The organism is Streptomyces sp. HUAS MS02 (assembly GCF_055702265.1).
In genome coordinates this window covers 5,632,150-5,651,918 of sequence record NZ_CM146747.1, presented here as the reverse complement: position 1 = coordinate 5,651,918, position 19,769 = coordinate 5,632,150, and the positions used below count along the sequence as shown (strand labels likewise).

Sequence of the window (19,769 nt, the reverse complement as noted above, 5' to 3'; positions counted from 1 at the left end):
CCGTAGCGACCGGGGCGTCGAACAACTCGGCCAGGGCGGTGGCGGTGCGGTCCTTGGACAGGAACTGGCCGTGCATCAGATACACCCCGGCGGCAGCCAGCCGCGGCCCGTACACGGACCCTGCGGCCGGTGTTCCATCTCGTGGTCCGGGTCGGCGACCTGGGCCAGCGTGACGCCTTCCTGCCCCTTCGGACGGCCCGGACCGCGCCCGGACCCGCCCCGCAAGGCAACGCGTTACCACTCTGACCTGGGGTTTCTCCCCGCTTCTGCCCGGGGAGTCGGTACTCAAGGGTGGTGGACTGCTGCTGGCGATCGAGTTCGCCCTGCTTTTTCCGCTCTTTCTCGCCACACTCGTACGCGGAATAGCCCTGGAAGCCGGCGGCGTGCGGCTACGGAACGAGCTGCCGTGGCGTGCCCTGCGCTGCCTGCCCATCGCCGTGCGGTGCGTCCTCGTAGTGATCTTCTCCACGGGGGTCGCACTCACCGCCAGCAGCATGCTCGCCTGGACGTCACAGCAGGCAGGGGAAGCCAAGGGTGGTCGGTACTACGCGATCCAGGTCGACAGCCCGACGCGCGAGCGCGTTGAAGTGTCGAAGCGCGAGTACGACGACTTGCTGAAGAAGGATCGACGGGCAATGCACGCGATCACCAGCATGCTTGCCACGGGGGCCGCAACAATGACTTTGATCATCGGGCAGCTCCATCCGACCACAGGCCACTACCTGCCGCCTCCCCGACTGGACATGCCCGCATGAGGAATCCGGCAGCATGCCCAGGTCCACACCGGCCCACTGGCGCCCGGAGCCGCTCCAGCCCTCCCGGGGCTTGCTGCACCCGCCGGTCAACTCCCCCGCTGTCCCGCGAAGCACGAGTCCACCGCGCCGGTTCATCGCCGCCGCCTTCAAGGTGGTGGCCTTGTTCTTCTTGTAGTGGTTGGTCTCCTTGGCGTACCAGTACGTCGAGGCGTTGCCGTGGGTGTCCTCGACGTAGTCCAGGTTCCACCGCCACGCCTGGGTGACCGCCCGGCCGCCGAAGGAGTCGCCGATGCCGTAGCCGGGTTCGCCGGAGTCGTCGCCGAAGACGGGCACGGTCCAAGTGGAGTTGGTGCGCTGGTCGCCGGCGCCGGCAAGCTTGTTCAGACCGAAGACGTACTTGGTGCCGTCGCCGGTGATGACCGTCCAGTGCTCGCCGTTGTTGTCGCCGTTGTCGGCGTCGGTGGAGCGGGTCACGGTCGAGGCGTCGTCGTTCTCCAGCCGCCAGGTGCTCTCCCAGGTGCCGGAGACCTTCACCAGGCGGGTGGCCTTGCCGTTCAGGACCCGGCGCGTGTTGCCGAACGCGTGCGCCTTGAAGTACGCCTGCACGCCCCGAATCACCCGCCCTGAGCACGTGCCGCTGGTCGCGGAGGTGGTGTCGAACAGGTAGATCACTCGGCGTCCGTATACGCATCGTAGGAGCGAGCGCCGAACACCAGCCCTTCGAAGGGCCGGGAGAGCAGGAATTCCTCGAAGCCGTCATTACTCAGCGTTACCAAGCGGTGCAGCATTTCGGGCAGAGCCTCGATCTCCGTATCTGCGAGCTCCGTGTCGAAGTGCCGACGCTGGTCCTCCGGCAGGGACTCCCGGATGCCACGGATCGTCCGCAGTGGATGCGACGGCGGGCGCGGCGGGTGAGGCCCACCGCTCGGAGTTGTGGTCACCGGCATCCCCTCCGCATGCATCGGGCTGCGTACTGCTGCTGATGCCAGGCTGCGGGTTTCCGCCTGCCCGCTCACAACCTTGGGACGAGAGTGGGGCATGCGTCATGCTTGGCCACACCCGCGAACGTAAGCGGACCACCCTCAAAGCCTGGTGGCTCCCGCGGAATCTCCGCTGCAGCACCAAATCGTAAGCATCACCGACCTGGTAGAGGCCGTCCTCGTCCTTCACCACGCGTCAGCGTGAGGTTGGGAAGGGCCCAATGACTCTCCGCATGAGGCGACTTGGGCAAGGCAAGCCAGACTCTTTCTTTCTTTCTCAACCTCTAGTCGAATAGGGCCACTTGAAGCACACGCGTGTCGTGCGTTGCGCGGATGTCCCTGACCAGGACTCCATCTACCTGCAGCCGACCGCGTCACGGGAAGGACCCCACAAGTGACCTACAGACCCTGGATGCTCAGGGCAGCGGCGGCAGCCACGTTCTCGGCCTTCGCTGTGGCGCAGGCCACGAGGGTGCACCGACCACGGCCGTGGACCGGCACGGTCCGATGGACCACGCCTGGCACGATCACGATCACGATTATGACCATGACCATGGCCATGACTTGGCGCCTACACCAAGATCGAAATCGTCTAGGACTCCAGGGGCGGCTCCACGAGCTTGCTCAAGGTTGGCCCCGCAGTGAAGTACGCACTCCGACCGGGAAAGCCACGAAAGGCCACACCCTTTCGGCCGACTGAGCAGGCCGAGCACCCGCCTGTCCACAGCTACCCGAGCGTCCCCGGCCCGGCATACGACTACGGCTACGGCTACGGCGACCAGCCGCTCCGTGCCCGTCGACGACTGGCGCCGTCGACGGGGCGCGGCCCACGACACCCCTCGGGGCGGTGCACCCCGGCACCCCGGCCCCCGGCCCCCCAGCGCTCCCCTCCCCCTGGCGAGAGATCGCCACGTCAAACGGAGACATACATGCCCAGCTCTCCCCTGAACCGTCGCACGTTCATCCTCCTCGGTGCCGCGGTCGCCGCGGCAGCCGGCGCCCGGACATCGGCGGCCGCCTCCCCCACCGCGCTCACCGGCACGCCGACTCCGGTGCGGATCGTCGATGACAAGGCGACCCCCGCCACCCGCGCGCTGTTCGCGTACCTGAAGCGGCAGCAGGGCAAAGGCATCCTGTTCGGTCACCAGCACGACCTCACCTATGGCTTCACCTTCACCACCCCCGACGGCAAGGCGTCCGACACCAGGGCGGCGGTGGGCGACTACCCCGCGGTCTTCGGCTGGGACACCCTCATCCTCGACGGCGACGAACGCCCCGGCGTCGAGGGCGGAACCGAAGCCGAGAACATCGCCGCGCTCAGCCGGTGCATCCGGCAGGGGGACGCACGCGGCGGGATCAACACCCTCAGCGCTCACATGCCGAACTTCGTCACCGGCAAGAACTTCTACGACACAACGGGCCGAGTGGTCAGCCAGATCCTGCCCGGAGGCGCGAAACACGCGGACTTCAACGCCTTCCTCGACCGCATCGCGAAGGCGGTCAAGGGCGCACGGCGGCCGGACGGCACCACGATCCCGGTCGTCTTCCGCCCCTTCCACGAGAACAACGGAGCCTGGTTCTGGTGGGGCGCCGGCCACACCACCTCGGCCGAGTTCATCGAGCTGTTCCGCTACACCGTCGAGTACCTGCGCGACACCAGGGGCGTCCACAACCTGCTCTACGCCTACTCCCCCAACTCGAGCTTCGGAGGCGACCCGACCGGCTACCTGAAGACCTACCCCGGCGACCGTTTCGTCGACATCCTCGGCTACGACTCCTACGACGAGAACGCCGGGCCGACTCCCTGGCTGGACGGTGTGGTGCAGGATCTGGCGATGGTGGTCCGGCTGGCGAACGAGCGAGGCAAGGCTCCGGCCTTCACCGAGTTCGGGGAGGGCGGCACCGAGGTCCGCAACCCGCAGTGGTTCACCCAACTGTCGCAGGCCATCCAGACGGACCCGCTGGCCCGTCAGATGACGTACATGCTCACCTGGGCCAACTTCGGAGGCACCAAGCGTGCTTATGTCCCGTACCCGGGCCACGTCCTGCTGCCGGACTTCGCCGCCTACCACCGCGACCCTTACACCCGGTTCGCCGCCGATCTCCGGGGGGTGTACTCCGCTCGCACCACCGCTGTCAGGAACGCCCCGTTCCTGCACCTCGTGACCCCTACGGACCGGCAGCGCGTAGCGGCCTCCAAGACCACCGTCCGGGTGCGTGTCACACCCGCGAGGGCGAGCCGGGTCACCTACCGCGTGAACGGCGGACGCGCCAGACGGCTGCGCCTCGACGCCGACGGCTTCTACTCGGGCGACTGGTCGATCGACCCGGCCACGCGGAACAACCGCTCGGTGACCCTCACCGTGAGCGCGCGGGTGGACGGCAAGACGCTCACCGACTCGGCCGTGGTCCTTCTCGCCGAGGCCCAACCGCTGCCTGCCGGCTGGGTCGACGACTTCGAGGGATACGCCGGAGACGATGTCGCCCTGAGCGAGGCGTACACCCATGTCAACTCCCACACCCTCACCCTGTCGGCCGACCACAAGTCCTCGGGCTCCTACGGACTGGCCTACGCGTACGACTTCACCGGCGCCGAGTACACCGGCACGGGCAAGCCGGTCGACGCGGACTGGTCCGCCTTCACGTCCCTTGCGCTGTGGCTGCAGGGCGACGGTTCCGCAAACGGCGGGGCGCTCCAGATCGTCGCCGGCGGAGTCGATTTCTGGTACCAGGTTCCGCTGTCCGACACGAGCGGGCAGGAACTCAGGGCACCCTTCAGCGAGTTCGCGCCCGCTCCCTGGGACACCGCAAACGCCGGAGCCGTGCTCGACGCGGCTCACCTCGCCGAGGTGAAGGCGTTCAATCTGTACCTCGTCCATGGGAGCGGCGCGGCGGCCAAGGGCACCGTGTACGTGGACAACATCAGGGCCGAGTGACACACCGGCACGCGTTAACCCCACGTGTTAACCCCACGCGGTAATCCCTTGCCGGATGACACACCCGGCGCGGGGTTACCCCGCCCGGGCCCCTGCGCCGAGATCACGCTCCTGTGCGGGGACCGCGCCGGATGCCCCAGGTAGGCCGCATACCGTTGCTGGAGGTGCTGTCTCCCCTGGCTGGTTCACCGCTCAGGACGTTTTCGTGGCTGCCCGCTTCGTGCCGCTCCTGCTCCTGCTCCTGTCGGTACCCGTGCCGCTCCGACCGGGTTTGGCGGGCACGCTCTTCCGCGTCGGGGCCGTCGGGGCCGTCGGGGCCTTCTCGGGCGTTGTGTCCGCCTGCGACGGCGCTGTCCGGGGCGGCGCCGTCAGCCACTTGAACTCGATCTCCAGCTCGATCTCCCCATCGCCGACCTCGACCTCCAGCTCGCCGCGAAGGTCGTCGGGGATCCTCAGGCTCAGCGTTCCGAGGCCGAGTTCCAGTTCGGCATCCCCACCTTCCCTCAGCGCGGCTGCGAGTGCCGTGAGCTGGTCAGCCGCCTCAAGGCGTGACAACGAACGCTTCTGTTCGAACTTGAGGTCCTTCACAGGTGTCTCCGATCGGCCATAAACGCGGTGATCAGCGTTCCTCCTTCATATGTCCCGTGGCTGGACGACGCACAGGGCCCAGATGATGAAGCCGTAGACCGCGATCAGCACAACCGACCAGACCGGGTAGTACGGGAGGGTCAGAAAGCTGGTGATCAGGAGCAGTCCTGCCAACAGCACCCCGACGAGGCGAGCCCAGGTCCGGCCGCTGAAGAGGCTGACGCCGACCAGGACGGCCAGGGCACCCAGCGCCAGGTGTATCCATCCCCAGCCGGTCGTGTCGAACTTGAACACGTAGTTCGGTGTGCTGACGATGATGTCGTCATCGGCGATGGCCATGATGCCGCGTAGCACGTCGAGAGTGCCTCCGATGATCAGCATGACCGCGCCGAACGCGACCAGACCGCCGGCCCATGCCGCGGATCGCTGTCGACGTTGGTGCACTGCCTGAGCCATGACATCTCCTGTCCCTTGTGTGTGGGGCCATCCACGAGTCACTCGAAGATCGCTGAGGGGGGGATGGCGGGTGGTCACCCGCCGAGGATCTGACGCTTCTGATCCTCGAACTCCGTCTCCGTCAGCACGCCCTGTGCCTTCAGTTCGCCCAACTCCTTGAGCAGAGCGATCTTGTCCTCGGTGGAACCTGACGGGGACGGAGCTTGCGCGGACGGAGCCTGCGCGGGCGCAGACTGCGCGGACGCGGTCTGCTGGGCGTACCTCTGTGCGTCGTCCTGCTGGGCCCACCGGCCCGCCTGTCGCCGGGACACGCGGTTCGACACGGCAGTCGCCGTACCGGCCACAACCGCTGTGCGGGCGACGCCGCGAATGAGACCTGGCATGTCGCCACCTCCTGTGATCTGAGCACTCTTCACCGCCGCGTGTCACCGCCGCGAGCCGGCCGCCTCGGCCTCCGCGGAGTCGAGTGCCGCGATGACGTCCTGCACGGGGATCCTTCCGGCAGCCACCAGCCGGGCGCCGCTGCGCCTCAGGGCTCGGGCGAAGGGGGCGGCCCAGCGGTTCTCGTACATCGCGATGGCAGCCGTACTGCCGGGGCCGATCGCCCTGCCCGCCTCATCGATGTCGTCCTGACCCAGCAGACCGGAGGTGGCGCCTTCGAACACCGCGAGGTCCGTACGTCCGTCGCGGGTGAGATCCGCCATGTCGATCGCCGCGACGGAGCCGTCGGGGTCCTTGCGGACGAAGACGAGGTCCAGGATGCGGATCAGGCCCCGGTCGACCAGGTCGACGAGGTACGGAAGGGCTTCGCCGGTGGGACTCTTGCCCGGGTATTCGACGACCAGGTAATCGATAGGGCCCACGTCGTCGAATTCGCCGAATTGATCGACTTTGTCGCTTTCGTTTGTCACGGCGCCTCCTCCTGATGCGAGAACTCGGCACCCGGCCCCAGCCGGGCGTTCGGCTGCTGTGGCCACGAGGATGAGGGGACGAGAACCGCCCCCTCATCCAGTGGACCACCCGGCCGGGAGTGGCGCATGTCGGTCCGGCCCACGCTTCTCCCCGTGCCGGGGCCGCCACGGGCCAGGGGCACTCGCAGGCTCCGCAGCACCACGGATCGGGCGGGGAGGAAGGCGAGCGGTGACCACCGCGAGATCCGGGCAGAACACGCCGCCGCGAAGCCGGACCGGAGCCGGCGCTCGGAGACTGCTCGCGGTGGATGGGCGACAGCCAGGACGGCCCACCGCTCGGCAGTGCGCCGCCCCAACCCCCTGGTTATGGTGGACAGGGGACGAGAACACAAGAACGCATCTCTGACGGGCCCGTGGTCGGTGAGGGAGCGGCCGGCGCAACCCTGACCGCGTCAACCACCCCGCGCCGTGCGGAACCTCTGGTTCGGATGCCGAGGCAGTCGGCGACGGCATGGTGGACCGCTGCTCGCCCAGCTGCTCTCCCCAACTGCCGACTGCCGCGTCGGTGTTGGCGGGCCGAACCCGTAGAAGGTCTTCCAACATCCGGTGGCACCGGCCTCGGTGGGCACACACCGGCACACCTTCAGCCGCGGCAGCCAGGCGCTCCGCGTTCCGCGAGTTCGGTGAATGGCTTGGACGGGTGGGACAGGTGTGGCACCGCGTCATCCCCACCGTGTGCTGCCCCCATGACATCCGGACCGCGGACGGGCTGTAAGACCGCGGACGGCTCTGTGAGCACGCCACGAGCTCACGGCACGAGCTCACGGCACGAACTCACGCCCCGCCCCGACGAGTGACGCGCATGCAGCCGGAGCCGGCCGCCCGCGGTGGTGTTCGACCCCACGTCGGCCCCACGTCGGCCCCACGTCGGTCCGCTGCGCACAGCGTCTCCCCAAGCCGAAGGAAGGTCCCATGGATTCCTCTGGTGGTTCGTCGTCAGCTTCCGCAGGTCCTGACCGTCCGGACTCCGGCGGCTCTCCTCTGAGCGTCGCGGAACGGGGCGAGTACGAGCGGCTGCGCAAGGCGGCGTCCGTTCGTCACCGACGCCTGCGCTACGCGGCCGCCTCGGTCCTCCTGCTGCTGTCCTTTCTCCTGGCGCCGCTCGCCGTGGTCGCGGCCTGGGTCGACTCGGAGGTCTCCGACACCGACCGGTACGTCCAGACCGTCGCCCCGATCGCCACAAAGCCCTCCGTGCAGAACACCGTGACCGACCGGATCACCAAACGCGTGGTCGACAGCGTCGATGTCGCCGCCTTCACCGCGGCTCTCGCCCGGACGCTGCAGCGAGAAGGGGCACCCCCTCCGGTGGTCCAGGGCGCCGAGGCGCTGACGGGCCCGCTGAAGAGCGCGCTCGACTCGGCCGTCCACGACATCGTGCACAAGGTGGTGACCAGCGACCAGTTCGCCGAAGTGTGGGACGACGCCAACCGACGTGCCCACGCCGCAGTGGTCAAGGTCCTCACCGGGGAGGGCAGCAGCGCCGTCCAGGCCGACGGCGACAGCATCGACCTCAACATCGGCACCGTCGTCGACGACGTCAAGCAACGACTGGTGGACGCGGGGTTCGATCAGGCAGCGAAGATCCCCGACGTCGACAAGACGATCCCCCTTTTCCAGACCGACAAGCTGAACGAGGCCCAGGACGCCATGCGTCTGCTGAACGTGGTCGGCACCTGGCTCCCGGTCCTGGTCATCGTCCTGGCCGCCCTGGCCGTCTGGACCGCGCCCGCGCATCGCGTAGCCCTGATGAGCGCGGCCATCGGCATCGGGATCATGATGATCGTGCTGCTCGTCGGCCTCGCCGTGCTGCGCCGGGTCTATCTGGACTCGGTCCCCACCACAGCCCTGCCGCAGGACACCGCGGCCGACATCTACGACACCTTCCTCCGTTTCCTGAAGAACAGCACGGTCACGGTCCTGGTCATCGCGGTGATCACCACGATGGCCGCCTATCTGTACGGGCCCGGACGTGGCGCCCGCTGGGTCAGACGGACCGCGTCGAGCGGAACCGGAGCGACGGGCCGGACCATGGCGCGACACGGTCTGCGCACCGGCGCCACCGGCCGCTGGCTGGACACGCACAGCAAGTGGACCACCGGCATCGCCATCGCCGGCGGCGCGCTCGCCCTGGTGCTGTGGAACTACCCCACCCCCGGGGCCGTGGCGCTCGTCCTCGGCATCGTCGTCCTCGTGCTGGTCCTTCTGGGAATCCTCGCCGCGGCCTCTGGCACAGCCGGACACCCGCCCCCGGCCGCAGGCAACCCGCCGTCATCCGCCACGGGTGATGCGGGCCGGCAGGCGCCGGGGCTCTCCTGAAGACGTACGCCACCCCAACCACCGGAAAAGGAGTCCGACATGGCTGAGCAACAGACAGGGGCGGGAGGCGTCGCCGCCCTCGCCGAAGCGAACGCGCCCGTGTTCGAGACGCTCGTCCAGATGACGCTCGACACCTTCGAGCGGTCCGGGCTGGACCAGGAGACCTACCTGCTGGCACGCATCGCGGCCCTGGTGGCCATGGATGCCTCCGCCCCCTCGTACCTCCTCAATGTCGGCACCGCCGTGGAAGTCGGCGTGCCGCTGGAGAAGATCCAGGGAACGCTCGTGGCCATCGCCCCCGTGGTGGGCAGCGCCCGCGTCGTGTCCGCCGCCCGCGCCATCGGCGACGCCTTCGGGCTGGAACTCCCTTCGGAAGAGGAGCAGTGACGCCCGGCCCGGCCGGGGCGGTGAGCTCCGGCCGGGCACGGGCGGACAGCAAGGTGAACCGGCTTACGACCGTCGGCGCCACCGGCCCCGCCGGCGAGGCACACCGGCCGCCGAGCCCACCGAGCCCACCGAGCCCACCGAGGTCCTGGCTGGCACACCACGACGGTGACGGACGCGGACGTGCGGGTGGTTGACCACGCGTCGCCGATCACGAGGGCCTTCGCGTTTCTTCCTGGCAGGTGGTCAATGTGGCTGGAGCGCCATGAGTGACAGTGCGTGGACGGGGGTGGCCGTGGCCGCGGTGACGGCGGGTTACGCCCTCTTCTCCCGGAGGCTGGCCACGACCGCCGTTTCGGCGCCCATGGTGTTCACCGGAGTCGGGGTGGCCATCGGCCCGGTCGGGCTCGACCTGCTCACCCTGGAGCACGACGCGGGCCCCGTGCTCACGCTGGTCGAGGCCACCCTGACGCTGGTCCTCTTCACCGACGCGATGTCCGTACGCCGACGGGATCTCCGCGTCGGCGGCTTTCTTCCCGGCCGTCTGCTGGGGATCGGCCTGCCGCTGACGATCGGCGCGGGCTGGCTCCTCGCGTGGCCCCTGCTGCCCGGGCTGACCCTGTGGGAACTGGCTCTGCTCGGTACCGTTCTCGCGCCGACCGATGCCGCTCTCGGCAAGACAGCGGTCTCCGATCCGCGTGTCCCGCCGGTGGTGCGCGGGGGCCTGAATGTGGAATCCGGCCTCAACGACGGTATGGCGCTGCCCTTCTTCGTGCTCTTCCTCGCGGCTCTGCCCGGAACCATGGCCTCGGAGGAAGGAGCCGACGGAGTCTTCTGGCGCGCGCTCGTCCTCAGCACCGTATGGGGGCTGGCCGTGGGAGGGCTCGGCGGATGGCTGTTGCACAAGTCCCGCGAGAAGGGCTGGATCACCGGTGACTGGCGGCAGACGTTCGTCCTGGCCGTGGCCGCGGGCGCGTACACGCTGGCCGTCGTCACCGAGGGGAGCGGTTTCATCGCGGCCTGGGTGGCCGGCTTCGTCTTCGGCGTCGCCCTGCGGCGGAGCGCGCGGGCGGACACGTCGGCGGACGCACCGTCCGCCGCCGAAGACACCGCCGACGACACCGCCGACCTCGCCGGGCATCTCGCCGAACTCCTCGCCTCCTTGAGCTTCCTGGTCTTCGGCGCCGTCCTGCTCGGGCCGGCGCTGGAAGACCTCGACTGGCGGATCATCGTCTATGCCGTGCTGAGCCTCACCGTGATCCGGATGCTGCCTGTCGCACTCTCCCTGGTCAGGAGCGGCCTGGCTCTTCCCACGGTCGCCTACATCGGGTGGTTCGGGCCCCGGGGACTCGCCTCCGTCGTCTTCGGGCTTCTCCTGGTGGAGGAGCATGTCCCGGGTGTTCAGCTGCTCGGCCGGGTGATCGCGGTCACCGTCGCGCTCAGCATCCTCCTGCACGGCATGTCGGCCGTCGTCCTCGCGAAGCGGTACGGCGCCTGGCACCGGCGGGCCGCCGAACGGCGACCGGGGCTGCGCGAGGGCGCGCCGGAGGACGGAGAGGCCGGGCACTCCTCCACCGCGCGGTAGGACGACGACGGGCGACGGGGCGACGGGGCGACGGCGACGGAGGATTCATGAGTGCGACGTCGGCGGAGACAGAAGCCCTGGCCCAGGCGAGGGTGGTCCGCGTGTCGATCACCGCGCGCGGGCCCTGACGGTCGTCGTGCGGGCAGATTTCCGGTCGTCCGACGGCAGTTGGCCTGCCCGGCCTTTTCGAGGATCCCCGGTCGGCCTCCTCCGGGCGCGGAGGCCACGTGCCCGGCACGCGTGCCCCGGCACGCGGATGGGACCGCCCCACTCGGCTGCCGGCGTCTTCGCCGGGCCCTCCTGCTCGCAGCGGGATTCGCCCGCCGGAGCCGGGAGGCGCGCCGGTCGTCCCCGGCCACGCGGGACCGTCCCGCTCCCGACCACGGTCCGCCCGTCAGCGGTACCCGCGCCACCGACCCGACGCCCAGCCGAAAGGCCGAAACGCCATGCCCCACCGACTGCGCTCCGAGGACCTCGACTTCCTCGAACACGCACGCGTCCGGCACACACGGACCCAGAACCTCCACGCACCCCCGGACGTCGTCTTCGACCAGTTGGCGGTCCACCCCGAGAACTGGCCCCGCTGGTTCGGGCCGGCCGACGAATGCCGCTATGAAGGACCATCCCCGCACGGCGTGGGAACCATCCGCCGCCTGCGCATATACCGGCTGATCCGGGCCCGCGAGACGGTGCTCGTCTGGGACCCCGGCGAGCGCTTCGCCTACCGGGTCCACGAAACCAACGCACGCGGCGTCACGGCCATGATGGAACTGTGGACACTCGTTCCCTCGGCGGACGAGCGGACCGAGGTCAGCTGGACGATGGCCGTCGACTGCGCGCCCCTGGCGCACCTGCTGCTCCGGGTGAGCCGACACCACGTGGACAAGATCTTCCAGGACGCGATGAAGCGGCTGGAGAGCCTGTGCCGCCGTCCCTGACGCCCTCAGCTCCGGGGCACCTGGGCCGGCCTCTCGCCCACCGGTTCGGTGCCGGGGGCCGACAGTACGACGGTCGCCTGCCGGCGGATGACGTCGATCGTCTCGACGAGTTGCTCCCGCAGCAACCGGCAGAGCCAGGCCCGCCCCTCCGGAGCCCAGGCCGGTCCGTCCGAACCACTCATACACACCTCCGCCGGGCGACTCCGCCCTGTACGTCGTCCGCCCGGTGCGCCGACCCGTCCGCGACCAGCACGGTCTCTCCACCAGTAGGTCCGCACATCGCACAACACCCCATCACAGCAGCGGTGTTCGCCCGTGAGGCGGGGAAGCGGACGACAGGGCGTGCCCGCTCTGCCGTCGGCGGCCGACCACCGTGCTGCGGTGTCGTACCGTCCCCAACGACGCCCTCTCGATCCCGTTGGCCCGCCGAAAGGGTGACTTCGGCCGCCGCGCGCCCGGGGAGGTCGGCGGCCACGAACAGAAATCCCCCCAATGGCCCACGCACTGCTCACTGGCTAGCATGAAGAACGGAGCGGTCTGGCACCACGCGTACCAGCAGACCCGGCACCACCTGCCCCAACCCCGGCCGCTCGGCCTCCGCACGGTCTGCCTCAGCCGTATTCCCCCAGGCCGTTGGACGCGCCGGCTCCTTGCGACGACCGGCCCGGCAGATGACCACAGAACCTCGGACATCTTTCTCCGCAGACAGCGATACGGCGTTCCAGTCGTCGGCATCGTGACGGCTGGCACGGTCGGAGGAGCAGACCATGGCGACGAACGAGTACAAGCAGGGGGCCGCGTTTCCCGGAGTGATCGGCCGCACGGCGGAGGAATCGACGCCCGCGTGGCCGCAGCCGACGCGGGCCGTTCCGGGCACACCGAACGTTCTTTTCATCGCACTCGACGACACCGGATTCGGCCAACTCGGCTGTTACGGCGGTCCGATCGAAACGCCCCACATGGACGGGCTCGCCGCGAACGGTCTGCTGTACAACAACATGCATACGACGGCGCTGTGTTCGCCGTCGCGTTCGTGCATCGTCACCGGGCGGAACCACCACGCCAACGCGATGGCGTGCGTCACGGAATTCGCCACGGGTTATCCGGGGTACCACGGCCGGATCCCGTTCGAGAACGGCTTCATCTCCGAGATGCTGGTGGAGCAGGGCTACAACACCTACATGGTCGGAAAGTGGCACCTGATGCCCTCGGAGGACGAGTCCGCCGCCGGCCCGTACGACCGCTGGCCGCTCGGCCGGGGCTTCGACCGGTTCTACGGCTTCCTGGGCGGCGACACCAGCCAGTGGTACCCGGACCTGGTCCACGACAACCACCAGGTGGAACCGCCCGCCACACCGGAGGAGGGCTACCACCTCACTCCGGACCTGGTGGACAAGGCCATCTCCTTCATCGCCGACGCCAAGCAGGTCGCCCCCGACAAACCGTTCTTCCTGAACTTCTGCACCGGAGCCACCCACGCACCGCACCACGTGCCCAGGGAGTGGGCGGACCGCTACCGGGGGAAGTTCGACGAGGGCTGGGACGCCTACCGTGAGGCCACCTTCGACCGCCAGAAGCGACTGGGTGTCGTCCCCGCGGACGCGCGGCTGTCCCGGCACGACCCGGACGTCCCGGAGTGGGACTCCCTGTCCCCCGACGCCCGCCGTCTCGCCACGCGGATGATGGAGGTGTACGCCGGGTTCCTCAGCCACACCGACCACCACATCGGGCGGCTCCTGCAGTTCCTGAAGGACACCGGCGAGTTCGACAACACCCTCATCATGCTCGTCTCCGACAACGGGGCCAGTGCCGAGGGCGGCGTCACCGGAACCACGAACGAGGGACAGTTCTTCAACAACGCGCCCGAGCCGATCGAGGACAGCATCAGGTCGATCGACGAGCTCGGCGGACCGAACACGTTCAACCACTACCCGTGGGGCTGGACCTGGGCCGGCAACACGCCCTTCAGGCGGTGGAAGCGCGAGACGTACCGCGGCGGTGCCAGCGACCCGTTCGTCGTCCACTGGCCCCGGGGCATCAAGGCCCGCGGCGAGGTACGCGGCCAGTACGCGCACCTCATCGACATGGTGCCCACGGTGCTCGACGTACTCGGTTTCGAGCCCCCGGCCACCATCAAGGGCGTGCCCCAGTCGCCCCTCCACGGTGTCAGCTTCGCCCACACCTTCGACGACGCGACCGCGCCGACCGCGCACCGCACGCAGTACTTCGAGATGCTCGGTCACCGCGCCATCGACCACGACGGCTGGCGTGCGGTGTGCCCCTGGCCCGGTCCCTCCTTCAGCGAGGCGGACAGGCCCTTCGGCACCCCCATCACCGCGGAGGAACTGGGAAAGCTGGACGCCCAGCACTGGGAGCTGTACCACATCACCGAGGACTTCGCCGAGACCCGGGACCTCGCGGCCGACAACCGCGGCAAGCTCATCGAGATGATCTCGATGTGGTACGTGCAGGCCGGAAAGTACGACGTCCTGCCCATCGACAGCAGCGGCGTGCAGCGGGCCGTCGTGGAGCGGCCGCAGGTCTCCGCGCCGCGGACCAATTACGTCTTCCGGCCCGGCACGCAGACCCTGCCCATGGCGGTCGTGCCCCGGGTGCTCAACCGCCCGTTCAGCGTCACCGCCGACACCGAGATCCCCTCCGGCGGCGCCGAGGGCGTGCTGCTCTGCCAGGGCACCAACGTCGGCGGCTGGTCCTTCTACCTGAAGGACGGCAGGCTGCACTACGCCCACAACTACCTCCGACGTGACCTGTTCAGCGTCTCCTCGACCGAGGACGTGCCCGAGGGCCGCCACGAGCTGCGCTTCGAATTCGAACCCACCGGAGAACCGGACATCCCCCACGGCAAGGGCGTGCCCGGCCGCGCGCAGCTCTACATCGACCGCCGCCTGGTCGGCGAGACCCAGATACCGGTCACCACTCCGCTCATGTTCAACCCCGGCGGTATGACCTGCGGCGCCAACCCGGGCTCGGCCGTCACGCCCGACTACCGTCCGCCCTTCCGCTTCAACGGCACCCTGCACACCGTGACCGTCGATCTGTCGGGTGAGTTGATCACCGACGCCGACAGCGAGATCCGTATGCACATGGCCCGCCAATAGAGGAAGGCGCAGGTCAGCGGGTCGTTGGCGGTCAGACACCGTCCTGGGACCAGTGCAACCGGATCTCCAGCCACTGGCTCTCCTGCTGCCAGGCATCCAGCACCGACACCAGCCGTCGGCTCAGTCCGGCCGCGGTCAGGGACCGCCACGGACAGCCCGCCAGGAAGTCGCTCAGCACCGCGATCCGCTCGTCCTCGCGGGCCACCCCCACCGCACCGTTGATCCGGTGGGGGTCGACGGCGGCCAGGACCCGGCGGCTGAGAGCCTCGGACGTGAGTGTCCGCCACGCATACGGCGCGAGCGCCTCGGTCACGGCGACGACCCGAGTGTCGCCGGGGCCAACGAGTCCCATCATCCGAGCAATCATCCGGGGAAGCCTTCCGCAGCAGCGGGTCGGAAACGTGTTCGGTCACCGTACGCCTTGACCACCGTCGGCTCACCGGTGCCGCGCAACGAGGGTGCGGGATCACACACGAGCCACGAGTCCGGCATACCGCCGGACTCGTGGCTCGTGTGTGATCCCGCAGCCGTCAGGCCGCTTCGGCCGGGACCCGCCCGGCCCGGATCGCATCGACCAGGGCCTGGTGGTCCCTCTCGTTCTGGTCCGCGTAGAGCTCGGCGAAGGTGACCAGCGCGCGGTCGAAGGCGTCGCCGCCACCCAGGTACGAGGCGATCGCGATACGGTCCCCGGACCTGGCGTGGGCGCGGGCGAGCGTGGCACCGCACAGCCGGCCGAACAGAGCCATCCTCTTCGGCGACATGTCCTCGGCCACGGCGATTCCCTTCCAGTCCCGCAGCTGGCGTATGTAGAAGTCCCGCTGTTTGCCGTCCATGCCGGTGAGGCGTTCCCATCCCAGGAAGATGTCGCTGGTGGCCTGCATGAGCCGCTGGCCGGCGACGACGCGCTCGCCCTGGGCGGTGAACGTACTGCCGCCGGCGTAAGGCGCCAGAACCGATTCGTCGGCCTCCTTGGCCTGGAGGAAGAGGGGATCCTTGTCGTCCTTGCCGAGCAGCAGGATGATCCAGCAGCGGGTTCCCACACTGCCCACACCGACCACCTTGCGGGCGACATCGGCGAAGCGATAGCTCTCCAGCAGGAACCGGCGGTCCGTCGACAGGGTCTGGCCGTAGCGCTCGATCAGTCGGCTCAGGGTCTTCTCCAGCTCGCCGCGCTCGGTGTCCGGCAGCAGGTCATGGAGCCGCATCAGCAGCGGCGGATCGGGAGCGATCTGACGCCGTCCGTCGACGACGTGCGTGAGCTTGTCGAAGACCTGCAGCGTGTCATGCGCGCGTGCCCGCTTCCGGGTCTTCTCCCAGCGATCGCGCACCCCGGCGCTCAGCAGCGGGGCGAACTGCTCCTGCAGCTCGTCCGCGTCGAATCGGGTGTACCAGACGTCGAGATTGCCCAGTCGCGCGAAGCCCCGCATGCGCTCGCGGTACGACCGTACGGCCTCCCGCACCACCGACGCCCGCTCCTTGGAGCTGAACCCGTTCGCGCGGCCCGCGATGACGAAGCTGGCGGACAGCCGCTTGACGTCCCATTCCCACGGTCCGGGCAGGGTCTCGTCGAAGTCGTTGATGTCGAACATCAGCCGGCGCTCCGGCGAGGCCAGCAGCCGGAAGTTGAGCATGTGCGCGTCGCCGCAGCACTGCACCCTGAACCCGCTGCGCGGCGTCTCCGCGAGGTCCGCGGCCATGATGGCGGCGGCCCCGCGGTAGAAACGGAACGGCGCCTCGCTCATCCTGCCGTAGCGGATCGGCACGAGTTCCGGCACACGTGTCGCGGACTGCTTCTCGATGATCTCCACCGGGTCGGTCCGCTTCGGCGGGGGCGTGAACTCGGCATGGCTGGACCGGGGTACGGCAGCCCGCGCGGCCTTGCCACGGGCGGCCCGCTCCTTCGGGGTGAGGTGCCGTGTCTCGTCGCCGGAGAGATGGTTGTCGTTCATTGCGGACGCTCCGAGTGTGCTGGCCGACGCACGGGCATCAGCCATGGCCGTCAGAACAGGCCGGCTGTCCCGGTGCGCGGAACGCCGCCGACCCGGGTCACTGCCGACTGTGCTGTTCCGGACCCGTCGAATGAGGTGGGCGCGTCCATGTACAACCTAACTCCGGACGGTGCTCCGGACGACTTGGACCAGCCTGCCGGCCGCCGCCCGGGGAGCCAGGCCCAGCGGCCCCTGGTCATGCCTTCCCGTTCCTCCTTCGAGGAGGTCGCCGGGCTCGGTGAGTCTCACGGACTGCCCTCTGACCGGTCTCCGGCCCGTGCCGTTCTCCGGACCTGTTCGATCACCGACTGGACGGCCGTGACGAAGTTCTGGGGGTCGTCGAGCGCGTAGAACCGGGGCGACACACGGGCGATGTTGGGGTACTTGTCGGGCGGCAGTGTGAGGTAGTCCGTCGTCCACGCACGCAGGTCCGCGTCCCGGAGTTCCGGTGGCAGCGCGGCGAGGCTGGCGTCCATGGCGCTGTAGGCGAGCACGAGGTCGGCGAAGACCCGGTAGTAGCGGGCGGCGTCCGTGTCGTCGAGACCGGCCCGGCGCATGCAGTCGAGCTTCCGCTCGACGGATCGGAACTCGTTCTCCCGGCGTGCGGTACGCGCGGCGGCCATGGCCCCGACGTTAGGGTGCCGGAGGAAGGCGTCGTGCGTGTGGAGCGCGATCTGCATCAGGTCGTGCGCCCAGTCGTCCGTGGGCGGTGGCGTGTGCGCGAGCGCCTCTTCGTGCAACGCGTCGATGAGGGCGAGCAACAGTTCGTCCTTGTTGCGGAAGTGCCGGTAGATCGCCGTCGGGTGGGCCGACAGTTCACGCCCGAGTGCCTGGAAGGTCAGCTTGTCCATGCCCTCCGAGTCGGCGACCCGGAACGCCGCCTTGATGATCAGCTGCTGGCTCAGGGTGCCCCGTGGCAGTCTGCTTCGGCTCACGCTCTTGGCGGCCCTGCTCGTTGTCATGTTTCCTTCCCCGTTTCCTTCCCCGACGTGGATCTCTCCCCTGCCTGCGCACCGGTATCCGGTGCGGTTGTCAGCCCGCCAGAGCGGAGCCGTCCGCACGCGGATCGGTGGCCGCCGCCAGCCACGGCCGCCCGGCGACCGTAACCCGGCGCACCAGTTGCCCGTGGCCCACTCCGTCGTCGTAGGGCTCGATCCGCTCGACGGTGAAGCCGGCGCGCTCGATGGCGTGGACCCCGGCGAGGGGTACGTCCCGCTCCGCCTTGACGACGCCCGCCCTCTCCGTCACGCCCGCCTCCATGGCTCCCAGTACCCAGCGCGGCGCGGATGTGGCGTGCCGGGGCGGGGCACCGGCGGCGAGGCGCAGTGCCAGGTGGGTGTGCACCTGCGGTTGGGCACGTCCGCCCATGGCGCCGTGTGCGGCGCTGATCCGGCCTCCTTGGCGGGTGAGGACCGGCATCAGGGTGTGCAGGGGGAGTTTGCCGCCGGCGAGGCGGTTCGGCGAGGTGGGGTCGAGGGAGAAGGACGCGCCCCGGTTGTGCAGGACGATGCCGGTCTCGGGGTCGAGGAGGGCGGCGCCGAAGGCGTGGAAGACGCTCTGGATCAGGGAGACCCAGGTGCCGTCCGCGTCCGCGACGACGACGGCGACGGTGTCGCCCGACTCTTTGCGCTGCCCCGCCGGTCGGACGGGCGCGTCCGACATCGCGTCCTCGGCGACGGCTCGGACGTAGGCATCGGACAGGAGCTCTTCGGCGGGGACGGTGGACCAGTCGGGGTCGGCGCAGTGGCGGTCGCGGTCGGTGGCGGCCCGGGCGAGCACGCGCGCGACCGTGCCGGCGTCGCGGCCCGTCGGGTCGAGGGGGCCGCGGGCCGCGCGGACGAGATCGAGTGCCTTGAGGGCCTGGAGGAAGTACTGCCCTTGGGAGTTGTCGCCGCTCGACAGGTACTCCAGGCCGTCGTACGACGCGCTGTGCGGTCGCGAGAGCCGTACGGTGTGCTCGGCGAGGTCCCCTTCCGTCATGGCCGAACCCCGTTCGGCCAGCAGCTTCACCAGGCTCGCGCCCACTTCACCGCCGTAGACGGCGGAGGGGCCCTGGTCCGCGATCATCGCGAGCGTGCGGGCGAGGTGGGGCTGGCGGAGCGTCTGCCCGGCGGCCAGGACGTCGCCCCCCGCGAAGAACACCCCGCGCATACCGGGATCAAGAGCCAGGCTCGCGCACTCCCGCCTCAGATCCTGGGCCAGTCCGGGGGCGACGGCCACGCCGTCCCGGGCGGCGGTCTCGGCGGGGGCGAGCGCCGCCGCGAGCGGGCGGCTTCCCCAGCGTGCGGCGAGTTCGGCCCAGCCGGCGACCACGCCGGGAACCGTCACGGGCAGGGCGCCGAGTACGGGCATCACGTCGTACGCCGCCGTCAGGGACTCGACGTCGACGGCCCGCGGCGACCGGCCGCTGGAGTTGACGCAGCGGATCTCGCCGTCGGCGGTGCCGACCAGGGCGAGCAGGTCGCCCCCGACCGAGCACTGGTTGGGATACACGACCGTCAGGAGGGCGGCGGCCGCGAGTGCCGCGTCGACCGCGTTGCCGCCGCCACGCAGCACGTCGGCCGCCGCATCGCTCGCGGCCGCGTGCGGGGTGGCGACGGCCCAGTCCGGACCCTGCGCGGCCAGCCGGCGTTCGATGAATGCGGACATCGTTCCCTTTCGCGATGGACCTCGGAACCTTTGAACCGAACCTCTGCTTCTCTTAACTGCCTCGTAACAGCGAGTCCTTGACAGTCCTGGACCGTCCGCCCTAG

Annotated in this window: 16 protein-coding genes and 1 pseudogene; 6 read left to right on the top strand and 11 right to left on the bottom strand. The window is 69.5% G+C overall.

Annotated elements, in window-relative coordinates; genetic code table 11:
* Positions 1 to 872: 872 nt before the first annotated feature.
* Positions 873 to 1,334 (bottom strand): annotated as a pseudogene (locus ACZ9QC_RS24415) (hypothetical protein); the annotation flags it as partial.
* Positions 1,335 to 1,423: 89 nt separating this feature from the next.
* Positions 1,424 to 1,702: a hypothetical protein gene (locus ACZ9QC_RS24410; protein ID WP_472921787.1), complete on the bottom strand. Its 279-nt coding sequence runs from the start codon at positions 1,700 to 1,702 to the stop codon at positions 1,424 to 1,426.
* 962 nt (positions 1,703 to 2,664) lie between these two features.
* Here ACZ9QC_RS24410 and ACZ9QC_RS24405 point away from each other — a divergent pair.
* Complete coding sequence (locus ACZ9QC_RS24405; RefSeq protein ID WP_472915076.1) at positions 2,665 to 4,671, top strand: glycosyl hydrolase; 2,007 nt, start codon at positions 2,665 to 2,667, stop codon at positions 4,669 to 4,671.
* A 192-nt stretch (positions 4,672 to 4,863) separates the two neighbouring features.
* Here the strand turns inward: ACZ9QC_RS24405 and ACZ9QC_RS24400 are convergent, their stop codons facing one another.
* From ACZ9QC_RS24400 to ACZ9QC_RS24385, 4 genes are all read right to left on the bottom strand, one after another.
* Positions 4,864 to 5,259: an amphi-Trp domain-containing protein gene (locus ACZ9QC_RS24400; protein ID WP_472915075.1), complete on the bottom strand. Its 396-nt coding sequence runs from the start codon at positions 5,257 to 5,259 to the stop codon at positions 4,864 to 4,866.
* A gap of 45 nt (positions 5,260 to 5,304) precedes the next feature.
* Positions 5,305 to 5,715 (bottom strand): DUF7144 family membrane protein, encoded by a 411-nt coding sequence (locus ACZ9QC_RS24395; RefSeq protein WP_472915074.1) that lies wholly within the window; start codon positions 5,713 to 5,715, stop codon positions 5,305 to 5,307.
* 74 nt (positions 5,716 to 5,789) lie between these two features.
* Positions 5,790 to 6,098 (bottom strand): SHOCT domain-containing protein, encoded by a 309-nt coding sequence (locus ACZ9QC_RS24390; RefSeq protein ID WP_472915073.1) that lies wholly within the window; start codon positions 6,096 to 6,098, stop codon positions 5,790 to 5,792.
* A gap of 42 nt (positions 6,099 to 6,140) precedes the next feature.
* Positions 6,141 to 6,578 carry a DUF6325 family protein gene (locus tag ACZ9QC_RS24385; protein ID WP_472915072.1) on the bottom strand — a complete coding sequence of 146 codons (438 nt, stop codon included), beginning with the start codon at positions 6,576 to 6,578 and terminating at the stop codon, positions 6,141 to 6,143.
* 1,020 nt (positions 6,579 to 7,598) lie between these two features.
* Here ACZ9QC_RS24385 and ACZ9QC_RS24380 point away from each other — a divergent pair.
* From ACZ9QC_RS24380 to ACZ9QC_RS24365, 4 genes are all read left to right on the top strand, one after another.
* Positions 7,599 to 9,002 (top strand): hypothetical protein, encoded by a 1,404-nt coding sequence (locus tag ACZ9QC_RS24380; RefSeq protein ID WP_472915071.1) that lies wholly within the window; start codon positions 7,599 to 7,601, stop codon positions 9,000 to 9,002.
* A 39-nt stretch (positions 9,003 to 9,041) separates the two neighbouring features.
* The gene (locus ACZ9QC_RS24375; RefSeq protein WP_472915070.1) at positions 9,042 to 9,389 is read left to right on the top strand and encodes a carboxymuconolactone decarboxylase family protein; all 348 of its coding nucleotides are present in this window, start codon (positions 9,042 to 9,044) and stop codon (positions 9,387 to 9,389) included.
* Positions 9,390 to 9,651: 262 nt separating this feature from the next.
* Positions 9,652 to 10,971 (top strand): cation:proton antiporter, encoded by a 1,320-nt coding sequence (locus tag ACZ9QC_RS24370; protein ID WP_472915069.1) that lies wholly within the window; start codon positions 9,652 to 9,654, stop codon positions 10,969 to 10,971.
* Positions 10,972 to 11,417: 446 nt separating this feature from the next.
* A complete protein-coding gene (locus ACZ9QC_RS24365) occupies positions 11,418 to 11,909 on the top strand; it encodes an SRPBCC family protein (protein ID WP_472915068.1) in 492 nt (163 codons plus the stop codon).
* Positions 11,910 to 11,914: 5 nt separating this feature from the next.
* Here ACZ9QC_RS24365 and ACZ9QC_RS24360 read toward each other — a convergent pair whose 3' ends face one another.
* Positions 11,915 to 12,091, bottom strand: a complete 177-nt coding sequence (locus tag ACZ9QC_RS24360) for a hypothetical protein (RefSeq protein ID WP_472915067.1) — start codon at positions 12,089 to 12,091, stop codon at positions 11,915 to 11,917.
* A gap of 585 nt (positions 12,092 to 12,676) precedes the next feature.
* On the opposite strand from ACZ9QC_RS24360, the gene ACZ9QC_RS24355 reads away from it, so the two are divergent.
* Complete coding sequence (locus ACZ9QC_RS24355; protein ID WP_472915066.1) at positions 12,677 to 15,028, top strand: arylsulfatase; 2,352 nt, start codon at positions 12,677 to 12,679, stop codon at positions 15,026 to 15,028.
* A gap of 31 nt (positions 15,029 to 15,059) precedes the next feature.
* Here ACZ9QC_RS24355 and ACZ9QC_RS24350 read toward each other — a convergent pair whose 3' ends face one another.
* The 4 genes from ACZ9QC_RS24350 to ACZ9QC_RS24335 all read right to left on the bottom strand — a co-directional run bounded on the left by ACZ9QC_RS24350 (position 15,060) and on the right by ACZ9QC_RS24335 (position 19,665).
* A complete protein-coding gene (locus ACZ9QC_RS24350) occupies positions 15,060 to 15,383 on the bottom strand; it encodes a hypothetical protein (protein WP_472915065.1) in 324 nt (107 codons plus the stop codon).
* A 175-nt stretch (positions 15,384 to 15,558) separates the two neighbouring features.
* Positions 15,559 to 16,977 (bottom strand): DUF2252 domain-containing protein, encoded by a 1,419-nt coding sequence (locus ACZ9QC_RS24345; protein ID WP_472915064.1) that lies wholly within the window; start codon positions 16,975 to 16,977, stop codon positions 15,559 to 15,561.
* A 284-nt stretch (positions 16,978 to 17,261) separates the two neighbouring features.
* Entirely contained in the window at positions 17,262 to 17,978 is a 717-nt protein-coding gene (locus ACZ9QC_RS24340) for a TetR/AcrR family transcriptional regulator (RefSeq protein WP_472915063.1), read from the bottom strand.
* 70 nt (positions 17,979 to 18,048) lie between these two features.
* Complete coding sequence (locus tag ACZ9QC_RS24335) at positions 18,049 to 19,665, bottom strand: gamma-glutamyltransferase family protein (protein WP_472915062.1); 1,617 nt, start codon at positions 19,663 to 19,665, stop codon at positions 18,049 to 18,051.
* Between the last annotated feature and the right edge of the window lie 104 nt (positions 19,666 to 19,769).